Annotated in this window: 17 protein-coding genes and 1 tRNA gene; 7 read left to right on the top strand and 11 right to left on the bottom strand. The window is 73.3% G+C overall.

The window, feature by feature from the left end; genetic code table 11:
- The first annotated feature begins 31 nt into the window (after positions 1 to 31).
- Positions 32 to 1,243, top strand: coding sequence for a pyridoxal phosphate-dependent aminotransferase (locus C1N80_RS15055; RefSeq protein WP_137771523.1), 1,212 nt, complete (start codon positions 32 to 34; stop codon positions 1,241 to 1,243).
- An 81-nt stretch (positions 1,244 to 1,324) separates the two neighbouring features.
- On the opposite strand, the gene C1N80_RS15050 is transcribed toward C1N80_RS15055, so the two are convergent.
- Complete coding sequence (locus tag C1N80_RS15050; RefSeq protein ID WP_137771522.1) at positions 1,325 to 1,714, bottom strand: DUF1304 family protein; 390 nt, start codon at positions 1,712 to 1,714, stop codon at positions 1,325 to 1,327.
- 113 nt (positions 1,715 to 1,827) lie between these two features.
- Here C1N80_RS15050 and C1N80_RS15045 point away from each other — a divergent pair, with 113 nt between their 5' ends.
- A complete protein-coding gene (locus tag C1N80_RS15045; protein ID WP_137771521.1) occupies positions 1,828 to 2,418 on the top strand; it encodes a TetR/AcrR family transcriptional regulator in 591 nt (196 codons plus the stop codon).
- Complete coding sequence (locus C1N80_RS15040; protein WP_137771520.1) at positions 2,415 to 2,837, top strand: organic hydroperoxide resistance protein; 423 nt, start codon at positions 2,415 to 2,417, stop codon at positions 2,835 to 2,837. The genes C1N80_RS15045 and C1N80_RS15040 overlap by 4 nt, the downstream gene beginning before the upstream one ends.
- 81 nt (positions 2,838 to 2,918) lie before the next feature.
- On the opposite strand, the gene C1N80_RS15035 is transcribed toward C1N80_RS15040, so the two are convergent.
- The 6 genes from C1N80_RS15035 to C1N80_RS15010 all read right to left on the bottom strand — a co-directional run bounded on the left by C1N80_RS15035 (position 2,919) and on the right by C1N80_RS15010 (position 10,726).
- Entirely contained in the window at positions 2,919 to 3,896 is a 978-nt protein-coding gene (locus C1N80_RS15035) for a zinc-binding dehydrogenase (RefSeq protein WP_137771519.1), read from the bottom strand.
- 168 nt (positions 3,897 to 4,064) lie between these two features.
- Entirely contained in the window at positions 4,065 to 5,540 is a 1,476-nt protein-coding gene (locus C1N80_RS15030; RefSeq protein WP_137771518.1) for an FAD-dependent oxidoreductase, read from the bottom strand.
- Between the two features lie 132 nt (positions 5,541 to 5,672).
- Positions 5,673 to 6,626 (bottom strand): formate transporter FocA, encoded by a 954-nt coding sequence (locus tag C1N80_RS15025; protein WP_137771517.1) that lies wholly within the window; start codon positions 6,624 to 6,626, stop codon positions 5,673 to 5,675.
- Between the two features lie 48 nt (positions 6,627 to 6,674).
- Positions 6,675 to 7,691: a transglutaminase family protein gene (locus C1N80_RS15020; RefSeq protein WP_137771516.1), complete on the bottom strand. Its 1,017-nt coding sequence runs from the start codon at positions 7,689 to 7,691 to the stop codon at positions 6,675 to 6,677.
- Positions 7,684 to 9,972: a circularly permuted type 2 ATP-grasp protein gene (locus C1N80_RS15015; protein ID WP_240811162.1), complete on the bottom strand. Its 2,289-nt coding sequence runs from the start codon at positions 9,970 to 9,972 to the stop codon at positions 7,684 to 7,686. Before C1N80_RS15015 ends, C1N80_RS15020 begins: the two co-directional genes overlap by 8 nt.
- A gap of 76 nt (positions 9,973 to 10,048) precedes the next feature.
- Complete coding sequence (locus C1N80_RS15010; protein WP_137771514.1) at positions 10,049 to 10,726, bottom strand: AIM24 family protein; 678 nt, start codon at positions 10,724 to 10,726, stop codon at positions 10,049 to 10,051.
- Positions 10,727 to 10,903: 177 nt separating this feature from the next.
- Between C1N80_RS15010 and C1N80_RS15005 the strand changes: the two genes are divergently transcribed.
- The 3 genes from C1N80_RS15005 to C1N80_RS14995 all read left to right on the top strand — a co-directional run bounded on the left by C1N80_RS15005 (position 10,904) and on the right by C1N80_RS14995 (position 14,129).
- Positions 10,904 to 13,072: a serine/threonine-protein kinase gene (locus tag C1N80_RS15005; RefSeq protein ID WP_137771513.1), complete on the top strand. Its 2,169-nt coding sequence runs from the start codon at positions 10,904 to 10,906 to the stop codon at positions 13,070 to 13,072.
- A 104-nt stretch (positions 13,073 to 13,176) separates the two neighbouring features.
- Positions 13,177 to 13,989: a thioredoxin domain-containing protein gene (locus C1N80_RS15000; RefSeq protein WP_137771512.1), complete on the top strand. Its 813-nt coding sequence runs from the start codon at positions 13,177 to 13,179 to the stop codon at positions 13,987 to 13,989.
- Positions 13,990 to 14,057: 68 nt separating this feature from the next.
- Positions 14,058 to 14,129 (top strand) — tRNA-Thr (locus tag C1N80_RS14995).
- 61 nt (positions 14,130 to 14,190) lie between these two features.
- On the opposite strand, the gene C1N80_RS14990 is transcribed toward C1N80_RS14995, so the two are convergent.
- From C1N80_RS14990 to treS, 3 genes are all read right to left on the bottom strand, one after another.
- On the bottom strand, positions 14,191 to 15,315 hold the full coding sequence (locus C1N80_RS14990; RefSeq protein WP_137771511.1) for a type I restriction endonuclease: 1,125 nt from the start codon (positions 15,313 to 15,315) through the stop codon (positions 14,191 to 14,193).
- A 231-nt stretch (positions 15,316 to 15,546) separates the two neighbouring features.
- A complete protein-coding gene (locus tag C1N80_RS14985) occupies positions 15,547 to 16,983 on the bottom strand; it encodes a hypothetical protein (protein ID WP_137771510.1) in 1,437 nt (478 codons plus the stop codon).
- A 127-nt stretch (positions 16,984 to 17,110) separates the two neighbouring features.
- Positions 17,111 to 18,901 (bottom strand): maltose alpha-D-glucosyltransferase, encoded by a 1,791-nt coding sequence (gene treS, locus C1N80_RS14980; protein ID WP_137771509.1) that lies wholly within the window; start codon positions 18,899 to 18,901, stop codon positions 17,111 to 17,113.
- 128 nt (positions 18,902 to 19,029) lie between these two features.
- On the opposite strand from treS, the gene C1N80_RS14975 reads away from it, so the two are divergent.
- Positions 19,030 to 19,737, top strand: coding sequence for a hypothetical protein (locus C1N80_RS14975; protein ID WP_137771508.1), 708 nt, complete (start codon positions 19,030 to 19,032; stop codon positions 19,735 to 19,737).
- 10 nt (positions 19,738 to 19,747) lie between these two features.
- On the opposite strand, the gene C1N80_RS14970 is transcribed toward C1N80_RS14975, so the two are convergent.
- Positions 19,748 to 20,344 (bottom strand): hypothetical protein, encoded by a 597-nt coding sequence (locus tag C1N80_RS14970; protein ID WP_137771507.1) that lies wholly within the window; start codon positions 20,342 to 20,344, stop codon positions 19,748 to 19,750.
- Positions 20,345 to 20,413: the final 69 nt, after the last annotated feature.

Genomic DNA, 20,413 nt, shown 5'->3' with positions numbered 1-20,413 from the left:
CTCTCCCCTCCGACCCGACAGGAGCCGACTGATGATCTTCACCCAGTCCTCGAAGCTGCGCGACGTCTGCTACGAGATCCGAGGTCCGGTCCCGGCAGAGGCGGCACGCATGGAGGCCGAGGGGCACAAGATCATCAAGCTCAACATCGGCAACCCCGCGCCCTTCGGCTTCGAGGCGCCGGACGAGATCCTCGTGGACATGATCCGGTCGCTGCCCACCGCGCAGGGCTACTCCGACTCCAAGGGCCTGGTCTCCGCCCGCCGCGCGGTCGCGCAGTACTACCAGACCAAGGGCATGCCCGGCATGGAGCTGGACGACATCTACCTCGGCAACGGGGTCTCCGAGCTCATCCAGATGACCTGCCAGGCGCTCGTGGACGACGGCGACGAGGTGCTCGTGCCCGCTCCGGACTACCCGCTGTGGACCGCCTCGATCGCGCTCGCCGGCGGCCGCGCCGTGCACTACCGCTGCGACGAGGAGCAGCAGTGGTGGCCCGACGTCTCCGACCTCGCGGACAAGGTCACCGAGCGCACCAAGGCGATCGTCGTCATCAACCCCAACAACCCCACGGGCGCGGTCTACCCCGAGCACGTGCTCAGGGAGATCGTCGAGGTCGCCCGCAAGCACGGGCTGATGATCCTGGCGGACGAGATCTACGACAAGATCCTCTACGACGACGCGGTCCACCACCACATCGCGAAGCTCGCCCCGGACCTCCTGACCATCACCTTCGACGGGCTCTCCAAGGCGTACCGGGTCGCGGGCTTCCGCGCCGGATGGATGGCGCTCTACGGCCCCAAGGACCACGCGACGAGCTTCATCGAGGGCCTCGACGTGCTCTCGAACATGCGGCTCTGCCCCAACGTCCCTGCCCAGCACGTGGTCGCGACGGCGCTCGGCGGCCATCAGTCGATCCACGAGCTCCTGCTCCCGGGCGGCCGGCTCAAGGAGCAGCGCGACGTGGCCTACGAGGGGCTCAGCGCGATCGACGGGGTCGACGTCGTCAAGGCCCAGGGTGCTCTCTACATGTTCCCGCGCGTGGACCGCGAGATGTACCGGATCGACGACGACGAGCAGTTCGCCTTCGAGCTGCTGCGCTCCAAGAAGCTCCTGGTCACGCAGGGGACGGGCTTCAACTATCCGACGCCGGACCACTTCCGGCTCGTGACGCTCCCACCCGTGGACCTCCTCGAGGACGCCGTGGACCGCATCGCCGACCACCTGGCCTCCATCCGGCGCTGAGCCCGGTTCCCGGGATCGACGGGAGGGGCGCCCGCCTCCGCCATCCGGCGGGAGCGGGCGCCCCTCCTGCGCGCGGGTGCGTCAGATCGCGAGGCCGATCACGAGCGCGAGCACGGCCAGCAGCGGGAGTGTGCCCTGCTTGATCGCCGCGGCGCGGTGCGCGGGGGAGGCGAGCAGCAGGACGAGCGCGGCGGCGAGCATGCTGCCGGTGCCCGCGAGGGCGAGCGCGCCGCCCACGGCGGTGGATCCGGCGAGCAGCAGGATCGCGCCGAGGGCGGCGAGCACGGCGAGGAAGAGGTTGTAGAAGCCCTGGTTGAGGGCCATGAGCTTCGTCGTCTCGATCTCCTCGGGTGACTGCGCCCCGAACACCGCCTGGGAGCGCGGCGTGCCCCAGAGCAGGGACTCGAGCGCGAAGATCAGGACGTGCAGGGCCGCCGCCGCGAGGGCGAGCACGGATCCGAGGATGACCACAGGAACCTCCGGGGTTCTATTGAAGTAGTCATTCCATTATAGTGGGGGAAGCGGCGCCGGCACCAGGGCTCGGCGCCCGCGAGGCCGGGACGGGAACGGAAGGAGGAGCTCGTATGGGACGGCCCCTCACCTTCGATCGTGCCGAGGCGGTGCGCGCCGCGCGCGACGTCTTCTGGCACGAGGGCTACGAGGGAGCGTCCATGGCGACGCTCCAGCAGGCCACGGCGCTGAACGCGAGCAGCATCTACCACGCCTTCGGCTCCAAGCGCGGCCTGTTCGACGCCGCGGTCGAGGACTACCTCGACCAGGTCGTCCGCCCCGGCCTCACCCCGCTGCGCGGACCGGACGTCGAGCCCGGCGCCCTCGCGCAGTACTTCCGCTCCGCCCGCGAGATCTTCGCGGACCCGTCCGGACGCACCCTCCCCGACGGCTGCCTCCTGGTGAACACCGCCTGCTCCGGCCTCGCCCGGGACGACGGGATCGCCGAGGTGGTGCGCGTCTACCGCGCCGAGCTCCACGCCGCGTTCCTGCGCGGCGTCGGGGCCCGGCATCCGGGCCTCCCGCTCGCCGATCGCGAGCGCCTGGCCGAGTCCCTCGTCGCGCTGCTCGTCAGCGCTCTGGTCATGACCCGGGTGGACGCGGGGGCGGCGCTCGCCTCCCTCGACGCCGCCCTCACCTCCTTGGAAGGGAATCCGACACCATGAAGCCCCTGTATACCACCGAGGCCCTCGCCACCGGCGCCGGCCGTGACGGCCATGTCGACGTCGTCGACTCCGACCTCGCCCTCGACCTCGCCGTCCCCACCGCCATGGGCGGCACCGGCAAGGGCGCAAACCCCGAGCAGCTCTTCGCCGCCGGCTACTCCGCGTGCTTCCACTCCGCCCTCCAGCTCGTCGCCCGCGAGCGCAAGGTGAAGATCGACGGCTCGAGCGTCGGCGCGCGCGTGAGCATCGGCTCCGAGGAGAGCGGCGGCTTCTCGCTCGCCGTCGAGCTCGAGGTCGTCATCCCCGAGCTCGACCAGGAGACCGCGCAGGCCCTCGCGGACGCCGCCCACCAGGTGTGCCCGTACTCGAACGCGACCCGCGGCAACATCCCCGTCACGGTCACCGTCTCCGACGACTGACCCTCCCGCGCCCCCGGCGCGGATGCGGAGGGGCCCCGGCAGGAATCTCCTGCCGGGGCCCCTCGTCGTGGTGCGCCGGGATCAGGGGCGCAGCAGGACCTTGCCCTGGCGGCCGTCGGTCAGGGTCGCCGCGACGGCGTCCGCGACCTCGTCCAGGCCATAGGTGCCGGCGACCGGCAGGGTCGCCTCACCCGAGAGCAGGCGCGCGATGATCTCGCCGATCAGGCGGCGGCGCTGCTCGTCGCTCATGTCGGCGGAGATCTGGGCGCCCCAGAAGCCCTCGACCTTCAGGTCCTTGAAGATGATCGGCCCGGAGGGGAGCGCCATGGTCGTCGCGCCCATCGCGCCGAAGACGACGAGGCGGCCGCCGCGGCCCAGCAGCGAGAGCACCTGGCCGGCGGCCTCGCCGCCCACCGAGTCGAGGCCTGCGGCCACGTGGGCGTCGCCGATGAGGGCGCGGGCCTGCTCCTGCCAGTCGTCCTGGTCGATCGCGACGACGTCGTCGATGCCCTGCGCGGCGAGCTCCTCCACGCCGCTGCTGCGGCGCACGAGGCTGATCACGCGCAGGCCGCGGGCGCGGGCGAACTGGGCGACGAGGCGGCCCACGGCGCCGGTCGCGGCGTTCTGGACGAGCACCTCGCCCTCGCCGAGACCGAGGTGCTCGAGGAGGGACAGGGCGCTGAAGGGCATGGCGACGAGCTGGGCGGCGGCCTCGTCGGGCAGCTCCGCCGGCAGCGGGACGAGCGAGCCGGCGGGGGCGGTGAACAGCGCCGACCAGGTGCCCGGCGTCGCGGTGGCGGCGACGCGGTCGCCGACGGCCACGGAGTCCACGCCCTCGCCGAGGGCCTCGACGACGGCGACGGCCTCGCTGCCCGGCACGGCGGGCAGCTCGGGGCGCACGCCGTAGGTGCCGCGGATCGTCCACAGGTCGTGGTGGTGGATGGGGCTGAGGACCAGCCGCAGCAGCACCTCGCCGGCGGCGGGTGCGGGGGCCTCCGCCTCGCGGGTGGTGAGGACGTCGGCGGGCTCGCCGAACTGCTCGTAGGACACGGTGCGCATGGGGCCTCCTAGTAGTGGAATGACTGTTCCACTATAGGCCCGCGGCGTCGGACGCGCATCGCCCCGACGGGCGAGCTCCCTCACGTGGACGCACGACGGGCGCCGCCCGAGGAGGACGGCGCCCGCGGCGCTGCGGCCCGGCAGACCCGGGCAGGGGAGAGGGAAGGATCAGGCGGGGGTGCTGACCGAGATCGTGGTCATGCCGTCGCGGGAGACGCGCACCATCTCCTCGCGCTCGACGACCTTCACACGGGCACGGGGCTCGCCCTCGGCGTCGACCTCCGCCGCGCCGAGCGACTTCTCGTGCTCGTCGAGGGCGCGCCAGCCCTCCCACGTCGTGTACTCCACGCCGCGCTCGTCGAAGGTGCGCAGGATCGCGTCCGGGTCGCGCTCCGGCGCCGGGGTGAGGACGCCCGCGTCGATGTCCTCGAGCAGCGAGGAGATCGTCTCGATCGCATCGGACTTCGTGGCACCGATCAGGCCCACCGGGCCGCGCTTGATCCAGCCGTTGGCGTAGACGCCCGGGATGACGGTGCCGTCGGCCTTCGTCACGCGGCCGGCGGCGTTGTGGATCACGCCGCGGCTCTCGTCGTAGGGGACCCCGGGCAGCTCCGAGCCGAAGTAGCCCACCGCGCGGTACACGGCGCCGAGCTCGTAGTCCACGAGCTCGCCCGTGCCCACGAGCGAGCCGTCCTCCTCGAGGCGGGTGCGCTCGAAGCGCATGCCCGTGACCTTGCCGTCCTCGCCGAGGACCTCGACGGGGCGGTGCCAGAAGTGCAGGTGCAGGCGGCGCTGCACGGGGCCCCCGTGGGCGTCCGTGGGCTCCTCGCCGGCCGCCTCGCGGCGCTTCTGCTCCTCGAGCCAGCCCTCGAAGGTCGAGACGATCTGGTCGGTGCGCTTGTCCGCGCGGATCGCCTCCCACTCCGCCTCGGTGATCTGCTCGAGGTCGCGGCCCTCGAGGACGACCTGGACGCCCTTGGGGTGCGCGAGCTCGCGGGTCTCGAGCGGGGAGAACTTCGACTGCGCCGGGCCGCGACGGCCGAACACGTGCACGTCGGTCGTCGCCGCGGCGGCGAGGCCCGCGTGGACGTTCGCCGGGATCTCCGTGCGCAGCAGCTCGTCCGCGCTCTTGGCGAGCACGCGCGCCACGTCGAGCGCGACGTTGCCGTTGCCGATCACGGCGACGGACTCCTGGTCCAGCGCCCACTCGCGCGGGTAGTCGGGGTTGCCGTCGTACCAGGCCACGAAGTCCGCGGCGCCGAACGATCCCTCGAGGTCGATCCCCGGGATGTCGAGGTCCGCGTCCTTGAGCGCGCCGGTCGCGAAGATCGCCGCGTCGTAGTGGGTGTGGAGGTCCTCGATCGTGAGGTCCGTGCCGAACTCGACGTCGCCGAGGAAGCGGATGTCGCCGCGGTCCAGGATCCGGTGCAGCGCCGTGATGATGCCCTTGATGCGCGGGTGGTCCGGCGCGACGCCGTAGCGGATCAGGCCGAAGGGCGTGGGGAGCTGGTCGTACAGGTCGATCTCGACCGCCAGCTCACCGCTCTTCACGGGCGCGGAGCGCAGCAGGGTCTCGGCGGCGTACACGCCGGCGGGGCCGGAGCCGATCACTGCCAGGCGGAAGGGCTGCGTGGAGGAGGACATCTCACCTCGGTCTCGTGGCGCGCGGGGGCGCCGGGTCGCTGAGAATTCCGCGCCATCCTATATGCGGAAATGCCGGCGGCCGAGGAGTGTGAACCATTGCTCCCCTGCGTGACACGGGGGCCGCGGGAGGGCTCAGGAGGCGCGGCCCCGCGTGCCCGTCGAGGCCTGATCGGCCGCCGGCGCGGCGGTGGTCCCGGCGGCGGTCACCTCGTCACGGCGGTAGGCGGCCCAGAAGTACGCCGCGACGAGTACCGCGCCGCCCACGATGTTGCCCAGCAGCACCGGCACGAGGTTGTCCCAGAGCGCGTGCCCCGCCGTGATCGCCGCGAAGTCGGCCTTCGTGACCCCGGCCGCGGTGATCGCCTCGCCCTGCCAGAAGCCGGCACCCTCCGCGTTCTTCACGAGCAGGCCCAGCGGCAGCATGAACATGTTCGCGACGGAGTGCTCGAAGCCGGTCGCGACGAACAGCGCGATCGGGCCGGCGACGGCGAGGACCTTGTCCGCGACCGTCTTCCCGGCGATCGAGACCCAGACCGCGAGGCACACGGCGAGGTTCGCGAGGATCCCGAGCACGAAGGACTGCCCCCAGCTGTGGGTCACCTTCGCCTCCGTCGTGGTGAGGACGACGAGCCCCCACGCGGAGCCGTTCGTGGACGGGGTCCCGGCGAGGAAGATCAGCAGCGCGACCGTCAGCGAGCCCACGAGGTTGCCGGCGATGCTGATGCCCCAGTGGGCCAGCATCTGTCCCGTCGTGATGCGCCGGGAGAGCCACGGCATGGCCGTCATGGTGGTGCCCGTGAAGAGGTCCGAGCCGCTGACCACGACGAGGCCGAGGCCCACCGAGAAGGCCACGCCGCCGATGACCTTCGAGATGCCGACCGGCCAGTCGCCCATGCCCTGCTGCGAGGTCACCATGAACACGAAGCCGAGCGCGATGTAGGCGCCGCCCGTGAGGGACAGCAGGAACATGCGCCCGCGCGGCATGGTCGCCTTCGCGAGCATGCCCTCCTCGAGGGTGCGGGCGAGGGCGGCGGGAGCGGGGATGGCCGTGCTCGCCGGGGCGGGGGTGGTGGAGGGGGTGCTCATGGGGCTCCGTCCGGCAGGGGAGGGGATGTCGGGAAATGCGCCGACAGGCTAGTCCCCCTGACCCCCGCGGGAGGCGGTTTCCCCCGCATCCGGCCCGGCCGGGCGGTCGGCGGCGGGCTGCGGGACCACGCCGACGGCGACCCGGAGCGTGCTGCTCGCACCCGGCGGGCCCACGACGATGCCCTTCAGCGGCGGGACGTCCGCGTAGTCCCGGCCCCAGGCCGTCGTGACGAAGCGCTGGTCCACGAAGGTGTTGTTCGTGGGGTCGATGTCCACCCAGCCGGTGCCCGGCACGAGCACGCTCAGCCAGGCGTGGGAGGCGGCGGAGCCGATCATCTCGTCCGCCGGCTCCGTGACGAGGGCGCCGTCCGCCGCGGGGGCCGTGCGCAGGTAGCCCGAGACGTAGCGCGCCGCGAGGCCCGCGGCGCGCGCCGCGGCGACCCCGGCGTGCGCGAAGTCCTGGCACACGCCGTGCCGCGCCTGGAGCACCTCCTCGAGCGTCGAGGTGACGGTCGTGGCGGCGGAGTCGTAGGTGAACTCCCGGAAGATCATGCCGGTCAGCGCCGCGAGCGCCTCCCCGATCGGACGCTCGGGCGTGAGCACCTCGCGGGCGAGCTCCCGCGCGGCGGCGAGCGCGGGCACGCGCGGCGAGGGGTGGGTGAAGTCGATGCTCTCCGCCGGCATCAGCGGGCCCCAGTGCTCCGGGGTGCACTGCTCCCAGGGCCGCTCGAGGGTCTCCGCGGGATAGCGGCGCTCCGCGACGGAGACCACGGCGCGGGAGTGCACGTCGAGGTGCTCGTGCGGCTCGTCCACGAGCAGGTAGGTCGAGGAGTTGCCGAAGAAGTCGGTGTGCGCGGTGAGACGGGCGGGCGCCGGGTCCACGGTCACCTCGTGGGAGAGCACCCGCTGGTGCGGGGTCGCGCGGGGCTCCACGTGGGCCCGGCCGTAGTTGCGGGAGACCGCCTTCGCGTAGCGGTACGCGGTGAGGTGGTGGACGCGGTAGTCGATCGCCGGGGCGTCGGGGCCCTCGTCGCGCAGGGGGATGCGGGGCAGGTTCTCAGACATCGTCGAACCCCCAGGGGGAGGTGGACTCGGAGGCGCGGAAGAACCGGTTCTCCAGGGCGGTGGACAGCTCGCGCACGGACTCCATGGCGGCGCCCGCCTCGGCGACCAGACCGGTGGGGGATCCGGGCTCCTCGTCACGGGGCATGAGCAGCTCGCGCGGCTGCCAGGCGCCCACGCGGCTGCGAAGCGCCGTGAGCGGGGCGCGGAGCTCGACGGCGGGGGTCCGCTCCGGGAGCCGGTCGAGCACGGCGCCGAGCCGGTCGAGCTGGAAGGCGAGGGAGCGGGGGAGCGTCGCGTCGCCGATCAGCAGCTCGAGCAGCAGCTCGGGCTGGACCGCTGCGTGGTACGTGCGGCGATAGGTCGCGCCGGACTCCGTGATCGCGACGACGGCGGCCGTGACCCGGGCCTCCGCGGCGGCGCTACGGCGACCGCCCAGGGCGGCCTTGAGCAGGGCGAGCAGGGTGGAGGTCCGCTCGATCCTCCGGCCCGTCTCGGTGAGGTCCCAGCCGAGGTCGCGGGGCATGGAGTCCGCGACCGCGCCGGAGAGCGCGAGGCAGCCGTCGACCATGTCGGTGAGCCCCTGCTCGAGGGGCTCGTCGGCCCCGCCGAGCGCACGGATGCGACCGCGCATGCGGGAGATCGAGGGCCAGACGCTGTCCGAGACGAGGTCCCGCAGCCCGCGCGTGGTGTGGGCGAGTGCCGCGAAGGACTGCGCGAGCGAGCCGGGGCGGCCCGTGTCATGCAGCAGGCTGCGGATCTCGTCGCGCACGGCGCCGGCGTCGTGCACGTCGATCGTGTGGAAGCCGGGGAAGGTCGTCGTGACGTCGGTCGTCGCCTCGAGCAGCACGGCGAGCGCCGTGTGCGGGGCCCGGCCGGTCTCCGCGGAGAGGTCGTTCGTGGAGTCCAGGACGGTGCGCAGCAGGCGCGCGGTCGAGTCGACCCGCTCGAGGTAGCGGCCGAACCAGAAGAGGTCCGAGCCCACCGAGCGCGTCATCGCGGGGTACGGCGAGAGGCCCGTGACGGCGTCCGCGCCGCCTGTCCCCGATGCGCCGGTCGTGCCGGCTCCGCCGTGGGTCTCCGCGCCCGCGGAGGAGCTCGGGGGCACCGCGACCCAGATGTCCTTGAGGGTCTCGGGGGCGGCGTCCGCGGTGCGCGCGATCCCGCCGGGCATGACCTCGAAGCCGTCGGCCCCGGCCATGACGAGGAGCTGGAGCCGCACCGGGCGCTCGACGAGCGCGTCGCCGCCCGCGGGGTCCAGGGACGGCGCGGTCGAGGGCGGCGCCGCCCCGGGCGGCGTGGCGGGATCCGCGGGATCGTCCTCCGCCGGGCGCAGCAGCAGGTCCTCGTGGAGCAGCTGCCGGCACAGGTCCGGCAGCGCGCGCGCGAGCGCGGGGTTCTCGAGGATCCCCGCCCCGAGCGGGTTGAGGACCTCCACGTCGCCGCAGCGGGCGGCCTCGACGAGGCCCGTCACGCCGCCGAGGGGGGTGGGGCCCAGGTCCAGCGGGTCCAGCAGGGCGGAGGGCACGAGCCGCACGAGCGCGTCGATGCCGTCCCCGGGGTCGGGGTCGGCCCCCGGGAGCCGCAGCGAGAGCGAGCCCGAGCCGGTGCGGAGGTCCGTCACGGAGACGACGGGAGCCCCCAGCAGGTTCGCGAACCAGTGGTGGTCGAAGGCGCGAAGCGGATCGGTGCTGTCCGTGAGCACCACGGCGCGGCCGGCGCGGCCCTCGGCCCGGCTGCGCTGGTGGAGCGCGGAGCGCATGCCGTCCATGAAGGGGTGCAGCCGCCGCAGCGCGGTCGAGGAGTACAGCTCGGGGGCGCTGCGGGAGAGGGCGCGGCGCAGCTCGAGGGCGACGCCGGCGCCGTCGGGCACGTCCGTGTGGTCGGCGAGGACCTGCCATCCGCCGTCGGCGGCGCGCTGCACGGTGCAGCCGAGCGCGAGCAGGTGGGTGCCGCCGCGGGAGGGGATCGAGGTGGCGGTGCGCAGGTACGCGGGGTCGGCGAGCAGCGCGGCGGCCGGGGCGACGTCGCTGCCCAGCACGGTGCGCGGTCCGTAGAGATCGGCGTGCAGCGCGTCCAGCAGCCGGGCCCGCTGGACGAGGCCCGCGGAGAGCTCCCCCCACTCCTCCGGCCCCAGCACCACCGGCACCGGGTCCAGGGCGGGGGAGGGGACGGAGACGTCGGAGGCGAACAGCGAGCCGGCCGCCGCCGCGGCGCGACGCCGGCCGGCGGGGCCGAGGGCGTCGAGCGCGCAAGCGGGCGCGGTCGGGATCGCGAAGGTCACCGCGTCATCGTAGGCGGGCCGCCCGGGAGCGGCGCGCATGCCCACCCCGGGTGCCCGCCCCCGGTGACCGGCCGCGTCAGGAGCTGGTGACGACCGGGGCGCCCTCGGAGGGCTGGACGACGACGAAGCCCGGGCCGTGGAAGCCCAGCTGGAAGGACTCGCCGGAGCCGCGGCCGATGAGCGAGCCCATCTTGAAGTCGTTCTTGATCTGCGGCTGCAGGTTCGCGGACCAGCAGACGGCCGCCTGCGGGTCGACGTAGGTGGGCTGCTGCGAGCAGTCCAGGAGCATCGGCGGGCCGTCGGAGGTCACCGCGACCATGCCCTGTCCCTGGAGGAAGAGGTTGAACAGCCCGCCCGCCATGAAGCCGCCGGCGCCCAGGGAACGGATGTCCCACTGGATCGAGGAGTCGAAGGCGAGGAGGTTCTTCGTGTTCAGCGTGATCGCGTCGCCCTCGAGCTGGAGGAGGAAGATCTCCTCGGCGTTCTTCGCGAAGAACACCTCGCCCTGGCCGCGCACGTGCATGAGGTTGCCGCCCTCGCCGGTCGCGAGCTTCTTCAGGAGCTTCATGCCGCCGCCGGAGCCCTGGTAGGCGAAGTCCATCTGGCCCTGGTAGGCGACCATCGCGCCCGCCGCGGCGATGATCTCGGGGGACTGCGGCTGCAGCGCGCAGCGCAGCATCTTCGAGGACTGCAGCGCCCAGCGGTCCGTCGTCTGGCGCTCCTGGTTCGTGGCGTCGAAGAGGTTCGAGCGCATGGGACCCACCCTTCCGCGCCCGGGGGTCGGCTCCGGCCGCACGGCCGCTCCCGCGCGGCCGTGCGCATCGTCCCACAGCCGGGACCTCCCCGCACCCTGTGCGGAGCCTGCGTGCGCCTCGTGAAGGTCCGCCCCGGATGCACGTCGCCGCGCGGCCCGTTCCGTAGCATGGCGCGCATGGAGGAGACCCGACGCCAGCGCACGCCCCGCCGCGATCCCCGGCTCGGCGCGCTCGCCGAGGAGTCCGGCTACCGGATCGAGGAGCGCATCGGCGCGGGCGGCATGGGCATCGTCTACCGCGCCCACGACGCCGACGGTCGCGAGGTCGCGATCAAGCTGCTGCGCCACGACATCGCCGACGATCCCCGTGCCCGCGAGCGCCTCGCCCGGGAGGTCGCCGCCCAGAAGCTCGTGCGCAGCGAGTCGATCGTGCGGATCCTCGACGCGGAGCTCGACTCGCCGGACGCGTTCGTGGTCACCGAGTTCGTCCCCGGCCCCACCCTCGAGGACGCCGTGCGCGAGCGCGGCGGGCTGCACCCCGAGGCGGTGCGCGAGGTGGGGCTTGTGCTCGGCGACGCCCTGCGGGTCATCCACGCCGCCGGGGTCATCCACCGCGACCTCAAGCCCTCCAACGTGCTGCTGCGCGGCGCCCGCCCGCGGGACCTCGACGGCTTCGACCCCGAGGGCGACCGCCTGGACCCCGTGATCATCGACTTCGGGATCGCGATCGCCGCGGAGGAGTCCCGGCTGACCTCGACCGGGCTCGTCATGGGCACCGCCGCGTACCTCGACCCCGAGGTGGTGCGCACCAATCACACCGCGGAGGCGGGGGACTGGTGGTCCCTCGCGGCGATGCTCGCCTACGCCGCGACGGGCCGCGAGCCCTATGGCAGCGGCCGCGCGGATCTGGTGTTCCTGCGCGCGGACCGCGGGGAGATCGACGTCGACGGGCTGCCCGTCGAGCTCGCCGCCTGGCTGCGGGAGGCGCTGCAGGCGGATCCCGCGCGGCGTCCCGACCCGGCGACGCACCTCGGGAAGCTCGCGGAACTCGACCTGACCCGTTTCGAGGACGCGGGGGAGACCGAGGCCTTCGGGGCCGACGGCCGCACCGCCGTGCTCCCCGCCGGCGCGGCCGCTGCCGGCGCCACCGCGGCGACACCGTCGGAGGCGCCCGGGGACGAGGCGGCGAGCGGGGAAGGTGGCGACGGGGCGACCACGGTCCTCCCCGTCGCCGACGACGGTGCTGATGCTGATGCCGCCGACGACCCCGCGACGGGCGCCGGCGCCCCCGGACCGGAGGCCACCCAGGTGCTCCCCGTCGTCGCGGACGGCGACCGCACCGAGACGCTGCCGCGCATCGACGACGCCGGCGCGGCCCGCGCGGAGGCGGTGCGCGAGCAGCCGGGTGGCGGGTACGACGCGCCGACCGAGGCCCTGCGCACCGAGGCGCCGCGCACCGAGGCGCTCCCCGTCGTCGAGTCGCCCACCATGCGCCTGCCCGTGATCCAGGAGGAGCTCGCCGCGCCGCCCCGGCCGGTCCCCACCCCGACCCCGAGCGGGAACGACCCGCGCTCCTACGATCCGCAGCGACCCGTGCAGCGCGGGCCCGACGGTGGCCTCGCCGGCTATCCCGTGACCGCCCCGGTGGGCTCCCCGTACCCGGCGCAGTCCTCCGCCCCGTCGCCCTACCCGGCCCCGCAGCCCTACGGGCAGATGGCCCCGTACGGCATGGCGCCGCAGCCCGTCCCGCCGCCGCCCCGACGGCCGGTGCTCGTGTGGCTCGGCCACCTGCTGCTGATCGGACTCGGCGTCATCGCCCCCTACATCGCCCTCGTGCTTCTGCTGCTGCTGGGCGGCGCCGCCCGCACCTGGGAGCGCTCGCACCGGTCCGTCGCCGCACGACGGATGCGCGGCTCCTCGGGCGCCGGGCCGCTCTGGGCGGCGGGCACCGCAGCGCCCTTCCGGTTCCTACAGGGCGTCGCGGAGACGGCGCTCCAGGCGGTGCTGCCGCTGCTGCTGGGCCTGCTCGTCGGCGTCGCGGTGGACGCCGCCACGTACCTCGGGACCGGGACCGCCCTGCCGGACGGCGTCGCCCTCGGCACCGCCGTCGGCATCACGACCCTGCTGACCTGGGTCGGGATCGGATCGCGCACCACGCGCCTGGGCGCCCACCGGATGGTGGACGCGGCCGCCCCGGACCGCACCTGGACGGCCGTCCTGCTGGGCCTGCTGCTGCTCCTGCTCGTCGCGGTCGTCGCGACGATCGGCGCGCGCCAGGGCATGGTCGACTACTTCCCGTTCTCCTCCGGGCCGACCCTCGAGACCATCGCCTTCTGGCGCCGCTGAGCGGGCGGCGTGGGCCGGGTCTCCCGTCCCGGGATCGTCGAAGGTTCCACGGATACACTCGCGGCGTTCCCACCCTCGACCGCCGCACGGCGCAAGGAGAGACCATGGCGTCCGGATCCCCGAAGTCCGCGAGCGAGCGTCGCGAGGCGCAGCGCGAGGCGCTGCGCCAGCAGCGCCAGGCCGAGCTGCGCCGTCAGCGCTCGGTCCGGATCATCATCATCGCCGTCATCACGGTGATCGCGCTCGCCCTGCTCTCCGTCGCGGGCCTGTTCATCTACCGCGCCGCCACCGCGGACAAGCAGCCGGTCACCATGCCGACCGGCGTGAGCGAGGACGCCCCGTACCTCAGCTTCGGCGCGGAGGAGGGCTCCGGTGCCCCCGTCGTGGACCTGAACCTCGACTTCATGTGCCCCTACTGCGGGCAGTTCGACGGCGTGAACTCCGCGGACATCCAGGAGCTCGTCGAGAACGACCAGATGACGCTGCACCTCACGCCGCGCCGCTTCCTCGACGCGAACTCCACGAGCGGCGACTACTCCACGCGCGCCGCGAATGCGCTCGTGTGCGTGTACGAGGAGAACCCGGACAACGCCCTCGCGTTCACGACCCTCATGTACGAGAACCAGCCGGCGGAGGGCTCCGCGGGGCTCACCGACGACCAGATCCTCGAGTACGCCAAGCAGGCGGGCGCGAGCGACGAGGTGAGCAGCTGCATGAGCTCTAAGACGTACTGGGGCTACGTGCGCAAGGCGGCGGAGCCCTACGGCGCCGATCTCGCGAGCTCCACCCCGTACGTCGCGATCGACGGCACCGTCTTCGAGGACTACTACACCGAGGGCGCCTTCAAGCAGGCCGTGCTCGAGGCGGCGGGATCCTCCGCCTCCGACACCGGTGGCGCCTCCGACAGCGGACGCTGACATGGGCGGGGAGCCCTGCTCTCCGCTACCATTCCGGGGTCGATCGGCACGCTGATCGGCCCCGGCCCGCTGGAGTGGCGCAACGGTAGCGCACCTGTCTTGTAAACAGGTGGTTGCGGGTTCGATTCCCGTCTCCAGCTCGAGAGAGAGTCCCCCTGCCCGCGATGCGGGCCGGGGGACTCCCTGCGCCGTGGGGACCGCTCAGGCCTCGACGGGGACCTGGTCCCCGGCGTGGCGCCTCACCGTGTCGCGGATCTGCTCGGCGTAGCGGTAGATGTCGTCGAGGTCCTCGAGCAGGTACCGGGTCTCCACCTTGTTCTCGTCGAACAGGCCCAGGTGCTTGCGGGACTTCCCGTTGAACCACAGGCGGGCGATGGACTTGCGGTTGTTGTCGTCCAGCATGATCGCGAAGTAGGTCTTCGAGTCCCGGTGGGTGATGCGCTGCGGCTTCACGTCGCTGCAGGCGATCGCCTTGATGATCTGGTAGCCGGCGAGCTCCTGCTCGGTGGTGACGACGTCGGCGGGGCCGGTCGCCTCCTCGGCCGTCGTCGCGGCGACCTCGGCCTCCGCGTCCGGTGCCGGTGCGCCCGCGACGAGCGGCGCGGGCTCCGCCTCCCCGAGCGCCGACTTGAGGCGGGCGTTCACCTGCTCCTTGAGGAACTGCTTCATCGCCTTCGAGGTCAGCTCCGTGAACTGGCGGATGTTCTCCGCCGTGCCCCGACGGTCGGAGACGCGCCCCATGAGCATCTTGACGAGCTCGGGTGCCGGCTCACGGAACTCGTCCGCGATCTCGCGCCGGAGGGCGCCCACGTACTTCAGCTCCTCGGCGGAGCTGATCACGGAGTCGAGGTTGAAGGTCCCCTTCGTGAGCTTGCGCAGCTCGGGGAGGATCGTCTCGTCGATGTCGGCCAGGTCGAGCACGAGGAACGGGCGGTCGTCCATCATGTTGGGCTTGTCGAGGTCCGTGTAGAAGTTGAACACCTGCCCGTTGGTCAGCACGCCGATCCGGGCGTTGGTGACCGAGAAGTACCGGAACAGCTGCGAGGCGTGCTTGATGTGCAGCGGATCCCCGATGCGCTTGCACTCGATGAGGATCTGGACCTCGCCGTCCTTCATGATCGCGTAGTCGACCTTCTCGCCCCGCTTGGTGCCGTGGTCGGCCGTGAACTCCGGGACCACCTCCAGCGGGTTGAAGACGTCATATCCCAGGACGCGGGAGATGAACGGCATGATGAAGGCGTTCTTGGTCGCCTCCTCCGTCTCGATCGACGGTCCCTGGCTGATGATCTTGCTCGCGATATCCGCGATGGCCTCGTCGAAGTCCACCGTGCATCCCTTCCTCACCGCTCGACGGGCGAGATGCCCGATTGGGGAGGAGTGTGGCAGGAGGGCCGGACATCTGTCCGATACTTCGCCTGATTGGCCCGTGTGCGGTCGCGGGCCGCGTGGGCCGAGAAGGCATCGCCCCTTCGCGCCGCCTCGCCATGCCGGCCCTCGCCCATGCAGTGTCCTGCTCGTTACCGATCCGGTCCGGACCGGTCGCGGAGCGGGGCGGGGTCAGAAGGTGTCGTACGAGCTGCGGCTCACCGTGAAGCCCTTCCCGGTCATCACGTTCCAGCAGGTCATGCCGGAGGACTCGCTCGTGCAGGCCACATCGCCGTTCACGGCGCTCTCCCCGTAGGCGAGGGTCTGCGCGCCGCTGCCGAACTCCTGGGAGCAGTCCGGGGCGGCGTCCTCCCCGGCCACGACGATCGAGAACGGGCCGTCGGCGCAGCCCTCGATGTCGTCGCCGTAGCGGTGCTCCGCCACGGAGCAGCCCACGCTGTCGCCCTCGAGGCTGCAGGTGATGTTGCCGGTGGGGGAGGCGACCGCGTCGAGCTCCTGGGCGGAGTCCGGGGCGGGGGAGACCGGGTCGGCGCTCGGCTCCTCGGCGGCGCTGGACTCCTGCTCCGAGGGCTCCGCGGAGGCGGAGGTCGTGCTGTCGCGGCTGTAGGTGTCCTCGCCGTCGCTCAGCCAGGCCCGTCCCGCGAGCAGGCCGACGATCGCGAGGATCAGGGCGAGCAGCAGGCAGCCGCCGCAGGCCCACCAGACCCGGCGGCGGGACCGGCCGTCGTCGTCCGACGGCGGCCGGTTCTGGCCGCTCGTGCCCCAGGGGATCGGCCCGGCCGGGGCCGCGGCGGCAGGACCGGGAGCGGGGGCCGCGGGGGCGCTCGCACCGGCCGACGGCGCACTGCCGGAGTAGCCACCTGCAGCGGCGCCGCCCGCGACAGCACCGCCCGCGGCGGCTCCGGCGACGGCCGGGAAGGCGGCCGTGGGGGTGGGCGGCGCGGTCATGGGGGCGGTGTCGGGCTCGGGCGCCGGGGCGGCGGCCCCTGCGGCTGCCGCGGTCGAGGGACCGGGCTGCGCGGGCGACGCGGGGTCGGCCGAGGGGCGGACGACGGTCCACGCATCTGCTTCCGGGGCGTCCCCGGGGTCGGCGGCGGCGTCGGCGTCCGCGGCGGGGGAGCGCGTCGGCGCCGGGTCCGGCGAGGGTCGACCTGCGCCGGGCGGCAGGGCGACGACGCCGCTGCCCTCGTTGATGCGCACCCCGCTGCTCGCGGGGACCGGCTCGTGCGGCTCGGTGGGCGGGCCGGCGTCCAGCGGCACGGAGGCCTCCGGCGCGGCGGTGAGCGGGGCGAGCGAGGTGTCGGGCTCGGCAGCGGGGGCGGCGTCGGTCTCGGTCTCGGACCCGGTCTCGGGCTCCACCGCAGGAGCGGCGTCGGCCGCGGGGGCGGAGGGGGAGCCCGCCTCGGGCGCGGAGCCGGCACTCTGCTCGAAGGCCTGCTTCGCGGAGGGGTTCGTCGCGAGGATCCACGAGCGCGCGGCCTCCGGGCAGGACGGGTTCGTCACGATGGCGTCGTGCAGCTCGGGATGGCTCTGCGTGAGCTCGAGCAGCCGCTCCGGCGCGGTGCGCGGGTCGCGCGCCTCCTGCTCGGGCGTTCGAGGTGTCGTCACATCCGTCTCCGATTCCGTCGTCCCGGCCGCAGTCTCGGCCGAGTCCGGGCGAGCACGATACAGGTCCCGCCTCCGGACGCCGGTGAGCCGGCGGCGCGGCCGGCCCCGTGACGGCACCTCCACCGGGTCAGATCCCGACCGCGGAATCGTCGATCACCGGCAGGGCCGTGGTCTGGGTCATCGGCTCGCCGTCCTCCCGCAGCGGGCGCACGCGCAGCCAGTAGAAGCCGTGCGAGCCGAGGGTCAGGGTGAGCGAGCCGTCCTCCGCGATCGGCGGGAACTCGTGGCCGCCGAACAGGTCCCGCATGGTGCGCCGCTCGAGCCCGGTGACGTCGAGCGTCGTCGTCACGGGATGCGCCGCCAGGTTGAACACGCACAGCAGGGTCTCGGCGTGCTCGGCGGCGTCCTCTCGATATTCGGCGCCGTCGTAGCTGCGCGTGAAGGCGAGGACCCGCTCCGAGTCCGCCGCGACAGGCCCGTACTCGCCCATGCCGAAGGCCTCGTGGGCGCGGCGCACCGCGAGCATCCCCCGCACGAAGTGCAGCAGCGAGCTCGAGTGCGCCATCTGCGCCTCCACGTTCGCGGTCGCGTAGTGGTAGACGAGGTTCTGCACCACCGGCAGGTACAGCTTCCCGGGGTCCGTGATCTCGCTGAACCCGGCGTTGCGGTCGGGGGTCCACTGCATCGGGGTGCGCACCGCGTCGCGGTCCTCGAGCCAGATGTTGTCCCCCATGCCGATCTCGTCCCCGTAGTAGAGGAACGGCGAGCCGGGCAGCGAGAGCAGCAGGGCGTGGATCAGCTCGAGCTCGGCGCGGGAGTTGTCCAGCAGCGGGGCGAGGCGGCGGCGGATGCCGACGTTCGCGCGCATCCGCGAGTCCGGCGCGTACCAGCCGAGCATCGCCGCGCGGTCCTCCGGCGAGACCATCTCGAGGGTCAGCTCGTCGTGGTTGCGCAGGAAGGTGCCCCACTGGGCGCCGCGGGGGATCGACGGGGTCTGGGCCATGATGTCGATGATGTGCCGGGCGGAGCCCTCGCGCAGGGCGTAGAACAGCCGCGGCATCACCGGGAAGTGGAAGCACATGTGGCACTCCGGGGACTCCTCGGAGCCGAAGTACTCGACCACGTCGCTCGGCCACTGGTTCGCCTCGGCGATGATCACGCGGCCCGGCCAGTGCTCGTCGACGAAGGCGCGCAGCTCCGCGAGGAACGCGTGGGTCGCGGGGAGGTTCTCGCCGTCGGTGCCCTCCTCCTCGTAGAGGTAGGGGATCGCATCCGCGCGGAAGCCGTCGATGCCCTTGTCCAGCCAGAACCGCACGACGTCGAGCATCGCCTGCCGCACGGCGGGGTTCTCGAAGTTCAGGTCGGGCTGGTGGGAGAAGAAGCGGTGCCAGTAGAACTGCCGGCGCACCGGGTCGAAGCTCCAGTTGCTCTCCTCCGTGTCCACGAAGATGATGCGCGCGTCCTGGTACTTCTCGTCGGTGTCCGACCACACGTAGAAGTCCCCGTACGGGCCCTCGGGGTCGGAGCGGGACTCGAGGAACCACGGGTGCTTGTCGCTCGTGTGGTTCATCGGCAGGTCGATGATGACGCGGATCCCCCGACGGTGCGCCTCGGAGACGAGCCGCTCGAAGTCGGTGATCGACCCGAACTCCGGCAGCACCGCCTCGTAGTCGGAGATGTCGTAGCCGCCGTCGCGCAGCGGGGACGCGAAGAAGGGCGGCAGCCACAGGCAGTCGATGCCCAGCCACTGCAGGTAGTCGAGCCGTTCGATGAGCCCGCCGAAGTCGCCCGTGCCGTCCCCGTTGCCGTCCGCGAAGGCGCGCACGAGCACCTCGTAGAACACGGCGCGGCGGTACCAGTGGGGGTCGTAGTCGACCCCCGGTCCCTGCGGGGCGAACTGGGCGGAGTTCAGGGGCATCGGTTCCTCCAGGGGGAGTCGTGACCGCCGCGGCGTGCGCGCGGGGGTCGCGGGCGATGGCGACACGGTACTGCGCCGGCGGCCCCCGCCGTAGCATGGGCCCGATCATCCGGGGGACGGGGAGGCGCATGAGCGAGCAGTGGGGCCCGCAGGGGCCGACGCCGGCCCAGCAGGGCCGTCCGAACGGTCAGGGCCCGCAGGGCGGGTACCCGCAGCCGCCCGCGCCCCCGCAGGGCCGCCGCTGGGGGATCTGGATCGCCGTCGGCTGTCTCGCCCTCCTGCTCGTGCTGCTGCTCGTCGCGACGATCGGCGGCGTCGTCTACCTCGTGGGTCGCGACGGTCGCGAGGACCCGCCCGCGACGACCAGCGCCCCCGCGACCGTGACCTTCACCGGCACCACCTTCACGCTCACCCACCCCGACACCTGGGCGGAGGGCGACCGCACCCCGGACACCGGCATGGAGCTGAACCTGCGCCGCACCGCCGGCCAGGAGGAGGACGACGACGGCATGCAGCACGGGGACAACGTGACCGTCTACCAGTTCCAGTCGGAGCGGCAGGCCGTCGCCGAGTGCCGCTGGCAGGCCCCGTTCCTGGGCTGGGGCTTCGACGACCACGAGGACGCCGAGGAGCTCGACCGGACCGAGGTGGGCGGCGCCCCGGCCGCGCACCACCGGGTGCACGGCACGTGGGACGGCCGGCCGGTCGTCGCGGAGACCTGGTGCCTGGACGTGGACGGCGGCGTGCTGCAGATCGTCGCGGAGACCTACGGTGCGGAGGAGATCTCCTCCGAGGAGGCCCGGATCGTCTCGAGCCTCGTGGTCACCGCGGGCTGAACGGGCCGGCTCAGCCCTCCTGCCAGCTCCAGTCCTCGAGCAGCTGACGCGCCGCCTCGGGCTGCTCCTGATCCGGGGCCGGCGCCGACTCGGTGAGCACGGCGATCGCGGCGGTGCCGTCGGCCGCGCAGACCAGATCGGCGCGATAGGCGTCCACGGGCACGGCCTCGAGGGTGCGGCGGTCCGTGGTGCGGCCGTCGAGAGGCGGGGGATCGGCGAGATCGGTGCCGACCTGGGCGAGACCCTGGGTGATCGAGCCGGCCTGCAGAGCGTCGCACAGGGCGGAGGGCCCGGTGCCGTCCTGCGAGCGGAGGATCGAGATGCGCTGCGTGGAATCCGCGGACTCGAGGCCGGCGACGAGGGTGAGGCCCGCGCCCGCGGGCGCGCTGCGGGAGCCCCAGCCTGCCGGGGAGACGGTGGTGAAGCTGCCGCCGTCGATCGCGGTCCCCACCGGCTCCTCCCGGGCGATCGCCATGCCCGCGCCGATCGCCACCCAGAGCGCGGAGACCACGAGGAAGGCGATCGTGCCGGCCCGCCGTCGCGGATCGTCCCGGAGCGAGCGCAGCAGGGCGCGTGCGCGTCCCGCAGTGCTCGTGCCGCCGCTCATGGTCCCCTCCTCCGTCGGCCCCGCCCCACGCTAGACCGCGAGCGCCCCGTGCCCGCGCGCGTTGTGGAC

Origin of the sequence: Brachybacterium sp. SGAir0954 (assembly GCF_005490785.1) — a bacterium.
Taxonomy (GTDB): domain Bacteria; phylum Actinomycetota; class Actinomycetes; order Actinomycetales; family Dermabacteraceae; genus Brachybacterium; species Brachybacterium rhamnosum.
The sequence above is the reverse complement of the archived record's forward strand: the minus strand, read 5'-3'. Positions and strand labels throughout refer to the sequence as shown.

What these genes read in the sequence shown, in the direction of transcription:
- C1N80_RS15055 (WP_137771523.1), top strand. Translation starts at nt 32, where the DNA reads ATGATCTTCACCCAGTCCTCGAAGCTGCGCGACGTCTGCTACGAGATC.
- C1N80_RS15045 (WP_137771521.1), top strand. Translation starts at nt 1,828, where the DNA reads ATGGGACGGCCCCTCACCTTCGATCGTGCCGAGGCGGTGCGCGCCGCG.
- C1N80_RS15040 (WP_137771520.1), top strand. Translation starts at nt 2,415, where the DNA reads ATGAAGCCCCTGTATACCACCGAGGCCCTCGCCACCGGCGCCGGCCGT.
- C1N80_RS15035 (WP_137771519.1), bottom strand. Translation starts at nt 3,896, where the DNA reads ATGCGCACCGTGTCCTACGAGCAGTTCGGCGAGCCCGCCGACGTCCTC.
- C1N80_RS15030 (WP_137771518.1), bottom strand. Translation starts at nt 5,540, where the DNA reads ATGTCCTCCTCCACGCAGCCCTTCCGCCTGGCAGTGATCGGCTCCGGC.
- C1N80_RS15025 (WP_137771517.1), bottom strand. Translation starts at nt 6,626, where the DNA reads ATGAGCACCCCCTCCACCACCCCCGCCCCGGCGAGCACGGCCATCCCC.
- C1N80_RS15020 (WP_137771516.1), bottom strand. Translation starts at nt 7,691, where the DNA reads ATGTCTGAGAACCTGCCCCGCATCCCCCTGCGCGACGAGGGCCCCGAC.
- C1N80_RS15010 (WP_137771514.1), bottom strand. Translation starts at nt 10,726, where the DNA reads ATGCGCTCGAACCTCTTCGACGCCACGAACCAGGAGCGCCAGACGACG.
- C1N80_RS15005 (WP_137771513.1), top strand. Translation starts at nt 10,904, where the DNA reads ATGGAGGAGACCCGACGCCAGCGCACGCCCCGCCGCGATCCCCGGCTC.
- C1N80_RS15000 (WP_137771512.1), top strand. Translation starts at nt 13,177, where the DNA reads ATGGCGTCCGGATCCCCGAAGTCCGCGAGCGAGCGTCGCGAGGCGCAG.
- treS (WP_137771509.1), bottom strand. Translation starts at nt 18,901, where the DNA reads ATGCCCCTGAACTCCGCCCAGTTCGCCCCGCAGGGACCGGGGGTCGAC.
- C1N80_RS14975 (WP_137771508.1), top strand. Translation starts at nt 19,030, where the DNA reads ATGAGCGAGCAGTGGGGCCCGCAGGGGCCGACGCCGGCCCAGCAGGGC.
- C1N80_RS14970 (WP_137771507.1), bottom strand. Translation starts at nt 20,344, where the DNA reads ATGAGCGGCGGCACGAGCACTGCGGGACGCGCACGCGCCCTGCTGCGC.